The organism is Microbispora triticiradicis, assembly GCF_005864065.1.
GTDB classification, from domain to species: Bacteria; Actinomycetota; Actinomycetes; order Streptosporangiales; family Streptosporangiaceae; genus Microbispora; species Microbispora triticiradicis.
Map to the genome: position 1 here is coordinate 49,564 of NZ_VANP01000017.1, position 15,070 is coordinate 64,633.

Annotated in this window: 10 protein-coding genes; 5 read left to right on the forward strand and 5 right to left on the reverse strand. The window is 69.2% G+C overall.

Annotated elements, in window-relative coordinates; all coding sequences use genetic code 11:
* Nucleotides 1–183: 183 nt before the first annotated feature.
* Nucleotides 184–1,080 carry a coiled-coil domain-containing protein gene (locus FED44_RS30995; RefSeq protein ID WP_138462897.1) on the forward strand — a complete coding sequence of 299 codons (897 nt, stop codon included), beginning with the start codon at nt 184–186 and terminating at the stop codon, nt 1,078–1,080.
* Here FED44_RS30995 and FED44_RS31000 read toward each other — a convergent pair.
* A complete protein-coding gene (locus FED44_RS31000) occupies nt 1,062–2,342 on the reverse strand; it encodes a GH1 family beta-glucosidase (RefSeq protein WP_117408436.1) in 1,281 nt (426 codons plus the stop codon). The genes FED44_RS30995 and FED44_RS31000 overlap by 19 nt on opposite strands.
* Nucleotides 2,343–2,412: 70 nt before the next feature.
* Here FED44_RS31000 and FED44_RS31005 point away from each other — a divergent pair, with 70 nt between their 5' ends.
* Complete coding sequence (locus FED44_RS31005; RefSeq protein WP_117408437.1) at nt 2,413–3,057, forward strand: TetR/AcrR family transcriptional regulator; 645 nt, start codon at nt 2,413–2,415, stop codon at nt 3,055–3,057.
* A gap of 859 nt (nt 3,058–3,916) precedes the next feature.
* Nucleotides 3,917–6,607: an RICIN domain-containing protein gene (locus FED44_RS31010; RefSeq protein ID WP_117408438.1), complete on the forward strand. Its 2,691-nt coding sequence runs from the start codon at nt 3,917–3,919 to the stop codon at nt 6,605–6,607.
* Nucleotides 6,608–6,707: 100 nt separating this feature from the next.
* Here the strand turns inward: FED44_RS31010 and FED44_RS31015 are convergent, their stop codons facing one another.
* From FED44_RS31015 to FED44_RS31025, 3 genes are all read right to left on the reverse strand, one after another.
* The gene (locus FED44_RS31015; protein WP_138462898.1) at nt 6,708–7,949 is read right to left on the reverse strand and encodes an MFS transporter; all 1,242 of its coding nucleotides are present in this window, start codon (nt 7,947–7,949) and stop codon (nt 6,708–6,710) included.
* Between the two features lie 312 nt (nt 7,950–8,261).
* Nucleotides 8,262–9,173 (reverse strand): aldo/keto reductase, encoded by a 912-nt coding sequence (locus FED44_RS31020; protein WP_138462899.1) that lies wholly within the window; start codon nt 9,171–9,173, stop codon nt 8,262–8,264.
* 45 nt (nt 9,174–9,218) lie between these two features.
* Entirely contained in the window at nt 9,219–10,904 is a 1,686-nt protein-coding gene (locus FED44_RS31025; protein WP_138462900.1) for a pentapeptide repeat-containing protein, read from the reverse strand.
* Between the two features lie 167 nt (nt 10,905–11,071).
* On the opposite strand from FED44_RS31025, the gene FED44_RS31030 reads away from it, so the two are divergent.
* The gene (locus FED44_RS31030; protein WP_117408441.1) at nt 11,072–11,470 is read left to right on the forward strand and encodes a MerR family transcriptional regulator; all 399 of its coding nucleotides are present in this window, start codon (nt 11,072–11,074) and stop codon (nt 11,468–11,470) included.
* Nucleotides 11,471–11,594: 124 nt separating this feature from the next.
* Here the strand turns inward: FED44_RS31030 and FED44_RS31035 are convergent, their stop codons facing one another.
* Nucleotides 11,595–13,496: an ABC transporter ATP-binding protein gene (locus tag FED44_RS31035; protein WP_138462901.1), complete on the reverse strand. Its 1,902-nt coding sequence runs from the start codon at nt 13,494–13,496 to the stop codon at nt 11,595–11,597.
* Between the two features lie 230 nt (nt 13,497–13,726).
* Here FED44_RS31035 and FED44_RS31040 point away from each other — a divergent pair, with 230 nt between their 5' ends.
* Nucleotides 13,727–15,013 carry an ABC transporter substrate-binding protein gene (locus FED44_RS31040; protein ID WP_117408443.1) on the forward strand — a complete coding sequence of 429 codons (1,287 nt, stop codon included), beginning with the start codon at nt 13,727–13,729 and terminating at the stop codon, nt 15,011–15,013.
* Nucleotides 15,014–15,070: the final 57 nt, after the last annotated feature.

The window sequence follows — 15,070 nt, forward strand, 5'->3', positions numbered from 1 at the left end:
CCCGAATCTCCGTCGCGGTCAATCCGCGTTCAAGTGCAGTAAGGCGACGCGTAAGTCTCGAATCGATCACAGAACGCGGAACCCGACGATTGCTCGCTTTCAACCCAACAGTTTCTCCTGTTCCGCTAGCAGACATAAAGATCGTCTCCTATAGTTTCGGACCGAATCCGAGTGGAGGTCGACGTGCGGTCGGGACGCTGGGCCAGACTGGCGGTGGTCACCACCGTGCTCCTCGCCGCACCCGCTGTCTCAGGCGCGTTCACCGCCTCGGCCGAGCCCGGCCAGCAGGCCAAACTGCGCAGGCTGACGAAGGAGGCCGCCGCGCTGCAGAAGGAGTACCGCGGTGAGATCCTCAGCCTGGAGGACGCGGAACTGGCCGCCAAGAAGGCGTCCGCCAAGGTCGGGAAGCTGAAGGTGGACCTGCTCGCGGCCCAGCGGGCGGTCACCCAGTTCGCCCAGACCTCCTACATGAGCGGCGGCATGGACGCCTCACAGCTCTTCTCGGTGTCGGGCGACCTGAGCTCCCTGTCGACGCTGGCCTACCTGGGCGACGCGAAGTCGGAGCGGCTGAACGGCATCAGGGCGTTGATCGCCAAGCAGCGGAAGGCGAGCCGCGACGCCGACGCCGAGATCGACAAGCTGCAGCGCCACATCAAGGAGCTGAAGGCGAAGCGGCGCGAGATCGAGACCCTGATGGCCAAGTACGGCTTCCAGGCCCCCGACGCCGGCAGCGGCCTGACCCAGCGCATGATCACGGTTCGCAACGCGATCATGTCGCAGTTCCCGATGCCCTTCAGCGTCGGCTGCCTGCGGCCGGGGGACCCGGGCGAACACGGCAAGGGCCGCGCCTGCGACTTCATGATGAGCAGCGGCGGCCGCATGCCCGACGCGGTGGCCAAGGAGCGGGGCGACGCCCTCGCCCAGTGGTGCATTCAGCACGCGAGCCAGTACGGGATCATGTACATCATCTGGCAGCAGCGCTTCTACGACATGCGCACCGGGGCCGGGTGGCGGATGATGTCGGACCGCGGGGGGATCACCGCCAACCACTACGACCACGTTCACGTGTCGGTGCTCTGAGCCTTCAGGAAGTCCGCGAACCAGTGGTAGGACGCCTTCGGGGTGCGCCTCAGGGTCTCGAAGTCGACGTGGACCAGGCCGAACCGCTGGTGGTAGCCCTCGGCCCACTCGAAGTTGTCCAGCAGCGACCAGACGAAGTAGCCGCGCACGTCCGCGTCCGCCTCCCGCATCGCCCGGATGTGGCCGTCGAGGTAGGCGATCCGCTCCTGGTCGTCCAGGCCGTCGTACGAGCAGCCGTTCTCGGTCACGTAGACAGGCGGGAGCGCGTCGCCGTACCGGGCGGTGAGGGAGCCGAGCAGCTCGCGGAGGCCGCCGGGGACGACGGGCCAGCCGAAGGCGGTCACGGGATGACCGGAGATCGGCTCGAACTCGAACGGCAGGTCGCCCCCGCCGGGGCCGGAGATCCGCGTCGGCATGTAGTAGTTGACGCCCAGGCCGTCGAGCGGCTGGGCGATCGTCTCCAGGTCGCCTGTCTTCACGGGCAGTTCCACGCCGTACGCCGACAGGTCGGGGTAGGCGCCGGTGAGGACCGGGTCGTTGAACAGCCGGTTGTGCAGGATGTCGTACGCCTCGGCGGCGGCGAGGTCCTGCTCGGAGCCGGAGGCCGGCCAGACGGGCGTGCAGTTGTTCGTGATCAGCACGTGGCGCGCTCCGGCCGCCCGCAGCGCCTGCGTGGCCAGGCCGTGGCCGAGCAGCTGGTGGTGGGCGGTCGGCAGCGCGCCGAGCATGAGCGTCCTGCCGGGGGCGTGCATGCCGAGGGCGTATCCGTACACCATGTGGACGAACGGCTCGTTCAGTGTGATCCACATGGAGACCCGGTCGGCGAGCCGGTCGGCCACGACGGCGGCGTAGTCGGCGAAATACCGCGACGTGTCGCGGTCGAGCCAGCCGCCCTCGTCCTCCAGGGCCTGCGGCAGGTCCCAGTGGAAGAGCGTCGGGACCGGGGTGATCCCCTTCTCGTGGAGCGCGTCCACGAGGCGGTCGTAGAAGTCGAGCCCGGCCTGGTTGACTCGGCCCCGGCCGGTCGGCAGCACCCGCGGCCAGGCGATCGAGAACCGGTAGGCGTCCACCCCCAGGCCGGCCATCAGGGCGACGTCCTCGGCGTACCGGTGATAGTGGTCGCAGGCGACGTCGCCGGTATGCCCGTCACGGACCTTGTGGGGGGTGTGGGAGAAGGTGTCCCAGACGGAGGGGCCCCGGCCGTCCTCCGCGACGGCTCCTTCGATCTGGTAGGACGCGGTGGCCGTACCCCACAGGAACATGCCGTCTCCCGTTATCATGAGCGTTACTCGCGTTAACGTATCCGCCTGATGGGCGGGAGACAATGGCGGCATGACCACAGGGGGAACGTTGCGCCGGCGGCCCGCCCAGCGCCGCAGCCAGGAGCGCGTGGAGCGCATGCTCGACGAGTGCGCCGGGCTGCTCGACGAGGTGGGGTACGAGGCGCTGACGACCAAGGAGGTCGCCCGCCGGGCCGAGGTGCCGATCGGCACCTTCTACCAGTTCTTCACGGACAAGCAGAGCCTGGTCCGCGCGCTCGCGCTGCGGAACCTGGAGGCCTACCTGGACCGGATGGCGACCCTGCTGTCCGACGCGCGGCTGTCCGACTGGGCCGGCGCGGTCGACCTCGGCATCGACGAGTTCGTCCGGATGAAGCGCACCATGCCCGGCTTCGGGGTGGTGGACTTCGGCGAGGTGCTCGCCGCCCCCGGCGGCCCGGCCCTGCCCGGCACCCAGCGGATGCTCGACGAGGCCCTGGAGAACAACGTGATCGTGGCCGACCGGCTGCGTTCGATGATGGTGGAGGTGCTCGGCGTCGTGCCGGGCGACGGCCTGTCCCGCGCCTTCGTGGTCGCCGTCGAGGCCGCCGACGCCGTGCTCAAACTGGCCTTCCGCGCCCACCCGGACGGCGACCCCGACCTCATCGCCGAATGCAAACGCCTCGTCCGCCGCTACCTCTCCGACCACCTTCACTAGGCGCCTGCCCAGCTTCGATCGGCCGAAGCGCAAAGAGGCGGCACGTGCCAGAGCCCTCACCTGGCTGGTGCACGAACTGTCGCCTCGGGTTCGCTCCATCGTGCTTGCGGAGCGTGAGGCGAATCAGGACAGACACGACCGCCGGGTTCTGGGCGGTGGGGGTCGGCCGGCGCCTCCGCTCCGTGACCGGGGGAGACTGAGCGGGCCGACGAGTGTGATCACATCGCGGCTGAAAGTTTCACCATTGCACGTGATCCACCACTGCTGATGTGAGCGGTTCGCTGCCTCGTCCTGTCCCGGAATACGGGCTGATCCGGCAGGGATCCGGGTGTCGTTGGCGCCGCATGGCGGATCGCGCCGGGCCGCCGGTAATCGGCGCATCGCCAGAGACGCCTGCCCCTGACCTGGTAGGTCGTGCCCAGGAGCTGCCAGGGTGCGCCGCTCGCATAACCGGCGGCGCCCAGCCGCGATGCGCGTGAAGTCCACTATGTCGCGAAAGATCACTTTGCCTTATGGCACCGGGGTGGGCGAAGGCGCGCCTTCCCACGCTCCGTCGACTCTTGCGAGGCACCCCTCAAAATGCCACATTACCCATCGACATCAGACGGCATACGTCATACGTTACGGCGTCACAGCCGGTAACGCTATGTCTGCCACGGATTCTTAGGGCGTGTTATGGCCGCGCATGCCGTGAGGACGGCCGGCTCCTCGGCCCGGAAAGACGCACGGCCCTCCGATCGAAGTCCTCGACCACAAGACAGGCGCCACACCCGCGCAGTGGCACACCCCCGATGAGTTCTCCTGTGGCGGGTCGATCGCGCGGCGAAAATATGCTCGGAACCAGCGAAGGGAACAGAGCGTGAAGTCAGCCCTGTCCACCACTGGGAAGGCGTTAGCAGCGCTTGCGGTGTTCGTCGCCGCCGTGTTGCTGCCGACCTTCGCAGGCCCGGCCTCGGCAGCGACCCAGGCAACCTACTACGTCGCTCCCGACGGAAACGACGCGAACCCCGGAACGATAGCGTCGCCGTTCAAAACCCTGCAGCGCGCGAGGGACGTCGTCCGCACGGTGAACGCCAGCATGTCAGGCGACATCTACGTGTATCTCCGCGGGGGCAACTATCCGGTCGGCAGCACAATCGACTTCACGCCGGCCGACTCCGGCACGAATGGTTACCGGGTCATATACGCCGCGTACCAGAACGAGACGCCGATCCTCAGCGGAGGCGTCCAGGTAACCGGATGGACGCAGCACAGCGGTAACATCTGGAAAGCCCCACTGAATCGCAGCAACAAGCTCCGTGCGCTCTATGTCAACGACAAGCGGGCGTACATGGCCTCGAAGACGATGAATTCGGCGGGATGCTACGGGACCTACAACATCACGGCGGGGCAGGCGTCCTGGGCGTGGGAATCGGGTTCGCAGTGCGCGGGGGCGAAGTACAGCCTCAGTGATTTCCCCGCTGTCGCCGCCAACCAGGACGACATCGAGATAGAGACGTCGACGACCTGGACCACGGCCATCGTGGGTGTCCGGCAGGTCACCACCGAGGGCTCGAACCGCATAGCTCTGTTCCAGCAGCCGGGAGCGGCCATCGCCCAGGGTGCCTTCAACGGCAACGCCCAGGTCGGCGGCAGCCACAAGGTGATGAACGCCTACGAGTTCCTGGACGCGCCGGGCGAGTTCTTCTTCGACAAGACGAGCCGGACCTTGTACTACTACAAGGCGAGCTCGGAGGACATGACGACCGCCGCGGTCTGGGCGCCGAACAACGTGTCCACCCTTATCAAGGTCGCCGGCACCTCCACGAGCAACCGCGCCAAGAACATCACGTTCTCCGGCCTCACGGTCCAGCACTCCGACTGGAACCTGTTCAACGTGGCCGGCTCGGTGTTCAAGCAGGCTCAGCAGGGCAATCTCGGCGCACAGGTGTACGCCAAGCAGAACTTCCACGCCTATTACTACCGCAACGTCGACCTGGCGCCCGGCATGATCCAGATCGAGAACGCCGACGGGCTCGTCCTGCAGAACAACCGGATTCAGCACACCGGCGTCGACGGAATCACCTTGGCGAACGACGTGGTGAACACCCAGTTGATCGGTAACTACACCAACGACATCGCCGGATCTGCCATCGACGTGGGCCACCCCCAGCATGTCTACATCGGGGACTACACCTCCTCGAACCGCGAGAAGTATCCCGTTCAGGTCGAGGGCGCCCCCAAGAACATCGAGATCAAGAACAACTACATCTACGACAGCGCCGTGTTGTTCAACGGGCACAGCCCTATCTCGGCGTACTTCGCCGACACCCTGTCCATCCAGCACAACCGCATCGAGAAGACCCCGTGGTCCGGTATCACGCTCGGCTGGGGGTGGTGGAACTTCGACGGATCGTCAGGCTCGATCGCGCCCAACCGGCCGACGACCACGGCGAGGAACAACACCATCAGCTACAACCACTTCATCGACACGGTGCAGCGGCTGAGCGACACGGCGCCCATCTACACGCTGGGCAACCAGCCGGGTACCACGATCACCAACAACTATCTGCAGGGCGTCCCCTCCGGTCACAAGTACGGACTCCACCCGGACGAGGGCTCGGGAAACATCACCTTCCGCGACAACGTCCTGAGCGTGGACAAGAACGTCACGTGGCTCATCAACTCCGACGACTTCGGGCGTAAGCACGACCTGAGCATCACGCAGACCTACGGCCCCATCAACAAGGTCTCCAACAAGAACCTGCCGAACAGCACGGTCCAGGACATCCTCGTGTACTCCGACTATGTCTGGCCGTCGCAGGCCTACGGCATCGCCGTGAACTCCGGACTCGAGGACGCGTACCGGAACATCGTCCCGCAGAGCAATCTCTCCCTGCCGGACTATGTCCTGCCCGCCAGCACGTTCGTCGCCGCCGGTGTGACGTCGATTCCGATCCGGAGTGCCGGCGACGCGAGCAAGACGGTCTGGCTGGCTCCCTCGGGTACGACCAACTTCTCCGCCGGCAACACGATGACCACGGCGAGCGGAACCGCGACCTCCATCGCCGTTCCGGCGTCGAACGGTGAGTATCGGCTCTACGTCGTCGACGCCCAGGGCAATCGATCGGCCGAGTCGAAGTCGCTCGTCAGGCAGGGGAACGGCGGTAGCAACCCGCAGCAGGGCGTCCAGATCGTGGGCGGCCAGTCCGGCCGGTGCGTCGATGTGCCGAACTCCAGCACCACCAACGGCACCCAGGTGCAGCTGTGGGACTGCGGGAGCGGCACCAACCAGCGGTGGACGTACACCTCGGGCAAGCAGCTGCAGGTGCTCGGCAACAAGTGCCTGGACGCCTACGGCCAGGGCACCTCGAACGGCACCCAGGCGATCATCTGGGACTGCAACGGACAGACCAACCAGCAGTGGAACGTCAACTCCAACGGCACGATCACCGGCGTGCAGTCCGGGCTGTGCCTGGACGCCAACGCGGCCGGCACCGCCAACGGCACGAAGCTCATCCTCTGGGCCTGCAACGGCGGAAACAACCAGAAGTGGACCCTGCGCAGCTGACGTGAGGTCCTGACCGGGCCGCGGGCGGTCGAACACGCACCGCCCGCGGCCCACTCCGGTGACGGCCGGGGTTACGCAGATCGAGGTCGTCCGGCGGGAGTCAGTCGGCAGACGTGGTGACGAGGGCGGGCGCGGCGTCGCGAGACGGGGTACGCCACGGGAGTACCGCGGCCGTCGCGACGAGCAGCACCGCGCCGACCGCGATCGCGGCGCGGGCGCCGGCGAGGCCGGCCAGGACGCCCCACACGGCCGTGAGCGTGGCGGTCGTCGTCCGCGAGGTGATGGTCCAGGCGGTCAGGACCCGCGCCACCTTGCCGTCCTCGACCCGTTCGAGACGGTAGGTGGCGAAGACGGGGTTGAAGACGCCCATACAGGTGATCAGGCCGAACTCGACCAGCATGATCAGCGCGAGGCCGGCCGGGCCCTGCCCCGTGAACGTGAGCCCGACGAGCCAGGGCACCCGCGCGACGCCGAACGTCAGCAGCATCGCCCGCTGCCCGAACCGGCGGACGAGCGGGCGGGAGATCCGCGAGCCCAGGATGCCGCCCAGGCAGGGAACGCCGAAGGCGAGCCCGTACTGCAGCGGCGTCAGGCCGAGATCGTGCAGCATCAGGAAGGTCAGCGGCGGAGCCGTCGCCATGATGAGCGCGGAGACGAGCACCGTGTTCGCGAACAGGACGCGCAGCCCGCGGTCCGCGACGATCGTCCGCCACCCCTCGGCGATCTCCGCCCGGCGCGAGGTGCCCGTACGGCGGACGGGCGGGTCCGGCTCGGGAGCCGTGATCGCGCGGATGCCCAGCGCGGACAGGAGATAGCTGGCCGCGTTCAGGGCGACCGTGACGACAGGGCCGAGCATCCCGATCAGCGCGCCTCCGGCCGGCGGGCCGACAGCGGTGGACGTCCACATGACCATCTCGAACCGGCCGTTCGCCTCCATCAGGTGGCTCCTGGGCACGAGGGCCTTGAGGTGGGCCCCGCCTGCCCCCACGAAGACGATGTCGGCCAGGGCGACGACCACGGCCACGACGAGCAGGTGCGCGTACGTCAACGCGCCGGCGGCGTACGCGACCGGCACGGTCAGCAGCGTCAGGAAGCGGACCAGGTCGGCCCGGATCATGAGCCGCCGCTTCCTCCGGAACTCCATCCACGGGCCGAGCGGCACGGCCAGCAGGGCGCCGGCGGCTCCGCCGGCCGCCGCGATCAGGGACACCTGTGCGGCGCCGGCGTGCAGGGCCAGGATGGCGATCAGCGGAAACGCGTCCAGCGCCAGCCATGTCCCCAGCGAGCTCACCGCATAGGCCCCCCAGAGCCACGCGAAGTCTCGTCCCAGCCCCCGCGCCATCGGCCGCCCCCGCCTCTCCCCAAGCGAACAGAGGTCGATCCAACACCCGTCCGGGACCGGGAGCCAACCGACGGCCGTCAGCCGGTCCGATGCGGGGGCTCCACGCCAGGACAGGGATCATGCGCGCCACCTCGTGACGCGAGCACCGGGTAGGGCTGCAGCCACAGCACCTCGCCTCCGGTCGCGGGTTCCGGGCGGCACCTGGCGAGGAGGTCTAGGCAGGCGTTGGTGGCGATCCGGCATGGCCGACCCGGTGCCGGATCGGGCTGAGCGGCCCCGGCGGGAGAGGTCCCGCGCCGGGGCCGGTGGGGGTCAGACGGGGGCGTCGAGGCGGGAGAGCAGGTCGTCGTCGAGCTTCACGTCGGCCATGACCTCCTCCAGCTGGGCGACCGAGCTGACCCCGACGATCGGGAGGATGTCCTGCGCGCGCAGCCAGGCGAGCACGACCTGGTTGCGCGTCGCGCCGATCTCGCCCGCGACCTCGTCGAGCACGGCCAGCCGCCTGGTGGTGCCCGGGTGGTCGTAGTGCTCGGGCAGCGGCTTGGCCGTGTACGCGCCCGCCAGCAGTGAGGAGTAGACCCACAGCTTGAGGTCGCCCTCGGAGCGCACGTAATCGAGCAGCTCCTTGGTGACCAGGGTGTGGCCGCCCTCCGGCAGCCGTACGCCGGGGCGGGGACGGAGGTAGGAGTGACGGAGCTGCACGTGGCCGTACCGGGTGCCGCCGCGCGCGGCCGCCAGTGCGCGGGCCCGCTCCAGCCGCCAGGTGGCGTGGTTGCTCGCGCCGATCTCCCTGGCCTTGCCGGCCCGCACCACCTCGTCGAAGGCGGCGACGGTCTCCTCCAGCGGCGTCGTCCTGTCGTCGATGTGGGCCCAGTACACGTCCACGTGATCGGTGCCGAGGCGCCGCAGGCTGCCCTCGATCGCGGCCCGCACGACACCGGCTGACAGGCCCTCGGCGGCGTCGAGCGTACGGGCGCCGGGCACGGACGGGCGGGCGCCGCACTTGGTGCTGATCACCACCGCGTCCCGGTCGCGGCGGGAGGCGAGCCACCGGCCGATGGTGGCCTCGCTCTCATCCCCGGTCGCGCCGTCCAGCCAGAAGGGGTAGTTGTTGGCCGTGTCGAGGATCGTTCCGCCGCCTTCGACGAAGCGGTCGAGTATGGCGAAAGAGGTCTCTTCGTCCACGGCTGTCCCGAAGGGGATCGTCCCCAGAGCGATTCTCATGCCGATCACCCTGCCGCCTGGAGCGCACTCCAGCGCAAGCCGCTTTCACCGGCGGCGGGTGAGGGCCTTCCGGCCGCGCGCCACGATCGTCTCGACGTCCTTGAGGTCGTCCATGTCGTGGGCGGTCGCCAGCGCTTCCTTCGCCGCGTCGTAGGCGTCCAGGGCAGCGTTCCAGTCGATTTCGCCGGTTCTGTCCGCTGCGCCGTCGATCTCCTCTCCCAGCCGCGTGACGTTCTCCTCCTGCACGCTCCGGGCGTCCGAGAACCGGACGGCCCTTTCCGCGGCCTGCTTCCTGGCGGCCTTCCTCCGGCGGGTTCCGCGTACGACGAGCCCGAGGACGATCCAGAAGACGATCAGGCCCACGATGCCGAAGAAGACCACCCAGCCGGCGCCGAGCCTGCTGGTGGACCCGGACAGGTCGGCGTCCTCCGCGTAGTCGACCTCCAGGCCGGTGACCTCGGCGTCCTGGAAGGTCGCGCCCCGCAGCTCGGCCGACTGCAGGCTGGCGTCGGTCAGCGTCGCCTTACGGAAGACCGCGTCCCGGAGCCTGCCGCTGTTGAGCTGTGCCCGGTCCATCCGCGCGGCGGTGAAGTCGGCCTGGTCCGCCGTGACGCTGGTCATCTCCGCCCCGCGAAGATCGGCGCCGGTCAGTGTGGCCCCGGTCAGGTCGGAGCTGCTCATCGCGGCCTCCGAGAGGTCCGCCCGGGTCAGGTTCGCCCCGGTGAGGTCCGCGCTGCCGAGCGCGGCCCGTCGCAGGTGCGCGCCGGTCAGGTTCGCGCCCTTGAGGGAGCGGAAGGTCGTCCCGGCCGCGGAGACGTTCCGCAGGATGGCCCGGTTGAGCTTGACGCTGCTCAGGTCGAGGCCGTCCAGCTTGGCGCCGGTGAGGTCGGCGCAGCTCAGGTCGTCGGGGAAGTCGGTGACCGTGGTCAGGTCCCACCCCGCGTAGTGCTGGCCCTCGCCCGGCTCGCACGCCGCGCCGGGAGCGGGCAGGTCCTTCGGCACGCCCGTGCTCCCGGCCAGCCGGGCGCCCCGTACGTCACGCAGGTCGGCCCCGCCGAGGTCGGCGTCCCGGAAGTCCGCGCCGTCCATCACCGACCCGTACAGCTGTGCGTCCCGGAGGTCGGCCCGCCGCAACACGGCCTTGATCAGAGTGGCGCCGTAGAGCCGGGCCTTCGGGGCCTTCACCCGGGTGAGGTCGGCCCGGCGCAGGTCGGCGCCGTAGACGTCGGCGTCGGTGAGGTCGGTGCCGACCAGCTTCGCGTCGTCGAACTGGGCGGAGTACGCCTTGGCCCGCGTCAGCGTGGCCCCGCTCAGGTCGGCTCCCTCCAGGTGCGCGCCGTACGGCGAGGAGTCGTCCATCGTCGCCCCGCGCAGGTCCGCGCCCCGCAGGTCCGCGTAGTAGAGCTCGGCCTCGGACAGGTCGGCCTTGCCCAGCCTGACCCCGGCCATCTGGGCGTTCCCGAGATGCGTCCCCTTGAGCGACGCTCCGCGCAGGTCTGCCCCGGTGAGCGGGACGCGTACGTACAGCCCGTCCAGCGTGGCGCCGCGCAGGTCGGCGCAGGACAGGTCGGCGGGCAGGGCGGCCCGGGTGAGATCCCGCCCGGCCAGTTTCGGGCCACTGCCGGGACGGCACGGGAGCGGCGCGGCGGAGGCCGGCGAGACCAGGACCACCGGCAGGACGACGGCGGCGGCGAGTGTCATGCCGGCGAGTAGGCGGGGAAGGCCGGGCATCTCTGTCTCACTGTCTCCTTCGGAAGAGCCGCCTTTCGGAGCAGGTCCCCGGGAAAGGCGTTGAACAGCACCCGTTATATGGGGAACTGTTTGCGATCCGCTTGCGAACCGCCTACAGACACAACCGCTCGCGGCGGTACGGCATCCGCTGTGACAGGATCAATGGCGTGGCCGTGTACACACCTGGACAGGTCGTCGAGGAGACCGGTTTCAGCCTCGACACCCTTCGTTACTACGAACGGATCGGGCTGCTGGAGCCGATCGGCCGGAACGCGTCGGGCCAGCGGCGCTTCACCGAGGAGGACGTGAGCTGGCTCGGCATGGTCCGCTGCCTCAGGGACACCGGCATGCCGATCGCCGAGATGCTGCGCTTCGCCGCGCTCGTACGGCAGGGTGAGCACACCATCGCCGACCGCATCGCGCTGCTGGAGGAGCACGACCGGAAGGTCGAGGCCCAGATCGCCGACCTGCGTCAGAAGCAGGGCGGGGTGCAGCGGAAGATGCAGTACTACAAGGACGTGCTCACCATGCGCGCCATGCTCCCCGACTGCGAGCAGGCCTCCTGAGGGCCGGACCGGGCCGGTCCAGGTGCGTGACCGGCCATGCTGGACTGCGCCCGCTGGTGCCCGGCCCGCTGGTGCCCGGCCCGCTCGTGGCGGGCCGGGCGGGCGGGCGGCTTGTAAGGCTGGCTCAGGAGGCCCGGTACGCCTCGGCCTGGAGGTTGTAGAGCTCGGCGTAGAGCCCGTCGAGCGCGATCAGTTCGTCGTGCGTGCCGTGCTCGCGGACGAGGCCGTGGTCGAGCACGTAGATGCGGTCGGCGTAGCGGACGCTGGCGAGCCGGTGCGTGATGAGCAGCACCGTCCGCCCGTCGGCGTGCCGCCTGATCCGGTCGAACAACGCGTGCTCGGCCCGGGCGTCGAGGGCCGCCGTGGGCTCGTCGCAGATCAGCAGTGGCGCGTCGCGGTAGAAGCCGCGCGCCACCGCCACACGCTGCCACTGGCCGCCCGACAGTTCGTGGCCGTTCTTGAACCGGCGGTCCAGCAGCGTGCGGTAGCCGTGCGGCAGTTCGGCGATTACCTGGTCGGCGCCCGCCACCTCGGCGGCGCGGACCACCTCGTCCTCGCCCCTCTGCATGCCCATCGTGATGTTGTGGCGGGCGGTCAGCGGCCACCGGGTGTGGTCCTGCGCGATGACCGCGATCCTGCGGCGCAGGCTGTCGGGATCGACCCCGGTCACGTCGACGTCGTCCCACAGCACCCGGCCGCCGTCCGGCTCGTACAGCCCGGCGAGGATCTTGGCGAGGGTGGTCTTGCCCGAGCCGTTCTCCCCGACGAGGGCCACGACCTCCCCGCGCTCGACGCGGGCCGACACCCCGCGCAGGGCCGGGGCCGGCGTGGCGGGGTAGGTGAACGTGACGTCCTCGACCGTGATGCGCTCGAAGCGTTCCGGGGCCTGCCGCTCGCGGAGGGGCGGGACCCTGCCCTCGGCGTGCGCGGCGAAGTCCAGGAAGTCGGTGAAGTAGAGGCCCTCCTCGTAGAGCCGGTTCGTCGCGTACAGGAGGCTCGCCAGCGACCCCTGGCCGGTCCGGATGGCGAGCACCGCGGTGCCGGCCACCGCGAGCGGCACCGCGCCGATCACCAGCAGCACCCCGAGCGTGACGTAGACGACGCCCTGCCCGACGCCGCCGAGCGCCTCGCCCAGGATCCTCGCGAACGTCTGCCGCCGCGCGAGCGCGAGCATCACCCGCTGCTCGCCCATGGCGACCGTGTCGAACATGCGGAGCAGGAAACGGCGCATGGTGAACGTGCGCACCTCGGCCGCGGTGTCCTTGTCGGCGAGCAGTTCCTCGATGATCCACTTGCGGCGGCGGGCCGAGATCAGCTGCAGGTTGGTCGTGTAGCGCATCCTGGCCGACCGGACCGTCGCCCAGGCGTCGGGCAGCACCGCCAGCAGGAGCAGCGGCAGCAGCACGGGGTGCAGCACGCCCAGCACGCCCGCCGCGGCCGCGAGCCCGACGAGGGCGGTCACGGTGTCGATGGCCGCGCTCACGATCGAGTCGGCCACCATGCCGCGCATGCGGGCCCGCTGCAGCGCGTCGTGGAACTCCGGATCGTCGTAGCAGACGAGCTCGACCTGGCTCGTCAGCGTGTAGAGCCGTCGCTCGGTGATGCGGCTGACCTGGGGTGACAGCCGCGACTCGGCCCAGCCCGCAGCGGCCTGCACCGCCGTGCGCACGGTGGCGGCGAGACCCACGAGCAGCAGGCTCGGCAGCGCGGCCCGGACCCGGTCGGGGGTCGGGCCGGCCTGGAGCAGCGCGGTCAGGACGCCGGTGGTGGCCAGCAGGCCGAAGGCGGTGAAGACGCCGCCGAGCACGCTCAGCGCGATGGTGGCCAGGGTGTCGCGAGGGCTCGCCTCCCACGCGATCCGGAGGGCCTGGCGGGTCAGGCCGGGCAGCCTCCGCGCCACGGTCAGGAAACTGAGCCCCGCCATCGTGCCGTAGTGCCGGGCCCACTGAGGTGACTCGATCTCCTCCAGATCGGGTAGGTCGTCCTCGGACAGATGGTCGTGTCCCCCCTGCTGTGTGACCGTCATGCCAGCAGTGTGTGCGCCCGTACCGACAATTTCGCGGGCTCCGGCCGCAGTGCTCCCTTTGACGCACGTCCCTAACAGTCCGCCAACCTCCGTATGCAGAGACGTTATCGGGACAAACTTGACGGCGTGCCCGTGGAAGTGGGTGGATGGGCTCTGCTGACAACGTTGTCAGCCATATGTGTCTTCGGGGAGCCCGAAATCCTCGCGAAAAGCCTGAAGGGAATGTTGCGATGAGACGACGGTGGATGGCGGCCGTCGCGGTCTCGGTGGCAGGCCTGCTGACCCTTTCCGCGTGCGGCGGCGGTGACAAGCAGGACACCGCGGGCGGTCCGGCCGCGCACAAGAAGGTCGAGGTCTTCTCGTGGTGGACGGGCCCGGGTGAGGCCGACGGCCTGAAGGCGATGCGTGAGATCTTCGCCAAGGAGAACTCCAACTTCGAGTTCTTCGACGCGGCCGTGGCCGGCGGCTCGGGCGACCAGGCCAGGGCGCTGCTGTCGAGCAAGCTGCAGGCCAACCAGCCTCCGGACACCTTCCAGGGGCACGCCGGGGCCGAGCTCCAGGGCTACATCAAGAGCGGCAAGCTGGAGTCGCTGAACTTCCTGTACGACGAGCTGAAGCTCAAGGACGTGCTGCCGCAGCAGCTGATCGACCAGATCACGGTGGAGGGCCAGGTCTACTCCGTGCCGGTGAACATCCACCGGTCGAACGTTCTGTGGTTCAACCCCTCGGTCCTCAAGGACGCCGGGATCTCCGGCGCGCCGAAGACGGTGGACGAGTTCATCGCCGACCTGGAGAAGGTCAAGAAGAGCGGCAAGATCCCGCTGTCGATCGGCTCGCAGTGGACGCTCGTCCACCTGCTGGAGTCCGTGCTGCTCGGCTCGCTCGGCACCGACGCCTACAACGCGCTGTGGACGGCCACCTCCGACTGGTCCAACGCGAACGTGACCAAGGCGCTGGAGAACTTCAAGACGATCCTGTCTTACGCCGGGACCCCGCAGGACGACTGGCAGCCGGCGGCCAAGCAGGTCGCCGACGGCGAGGCCGCCTTCAACATCATGGGCGACTGGGCCTACGGCTACTTCCACAACCCGCCGGAGGGCGGTCTCGGCAAGGAGTCGAAGAAGGACTTCGACTGGGCCGCGTCCCCGGGCACGGACGGCACGTTCATGTGGCTGTCGGACAGCTTCACCCTGCCGAAGGGCGCGCCCAACCGCGACGGCGCGATCGCGTGGCTGAAGGTGGCCGCCAGCAAGGAGGGCCAGGACGCGTTCAACCCGCTGAAGGGCTCGATCCCCGCCCGCAAGGACGCCGACCAGTCGCTCTACAAGGACTACCTGTCCTGGAGCCTGGAGCAGTGGTCCGCCGACAAGCTGGCCGGCTCCATCCAGCACGGCGTGGTCGCCAACGACACCTGGCGTACCGCGATCACCGACGCGGTCGGCCTGTTCCAGCAGGACAAGAACGTCGCCAAGTTCCAGCAGGCGCTGGTCGCGGCGGCCAAGAACAGCGGCCAGTGAACAGTGGCCGGTGACCACCGGCCAGTGAGCTGATCTCCCCGTACGGCCCACGCCGTG

Bases quoted from the DNA above. Each gene is read 5' to 3' on its own strand.
- FED44_RS31020 (WP_138462899.1), bottom strand. From the start codon at position 9,173: ATGAGAATCGCTCTGGGGACGATCCCCTTCGGGACAGCCGTGGACGAA.
- FED44_RS31015 (WP_138462898.1), bottom strand. From the start codon at position 7,949: ATGGCGCGGGGGCTGGGACGAGACTTCGCGTGGCTCTGGGGGGCCTAT.
- FED44_RS31005 (WP_117408437.1), top strand. From the start codon at position 2,413: ATGACCACAGGGGGAACGTTGCGCCGGCGGCCCGCCCAGCGCCGCAGC.
- FED44_RS31035 (WP_138462901.1), bottom strand. From the start codon at position 13,496: ATGACGGTCACACAGCAGGGGGGACACGACCATCTGTCCGAGGACGAC.
- FED44_RS31000 (WP_117408436.1), bottom strand. From the start codon at position 2,342: ATGTTCCTGTGGGGTACGGCCACCGCGTCCTACCAGATCGAAGGAGCC.
- FED44_RS31040 (WP_117408443.1), top strand. From the start codon at position 13,727: ATGAGACGACGGTGGATGGCGGCCGTCGCGGTCTCGGTGGCAGGCCTG.
- FED44_RS31025 (WP_138462900.1), bottom strand. From the start codon at position 10,904: ATGCCCGGCCTTCCCCGCCTACTCGCCGGCATGACACTCGCCGCCGCC.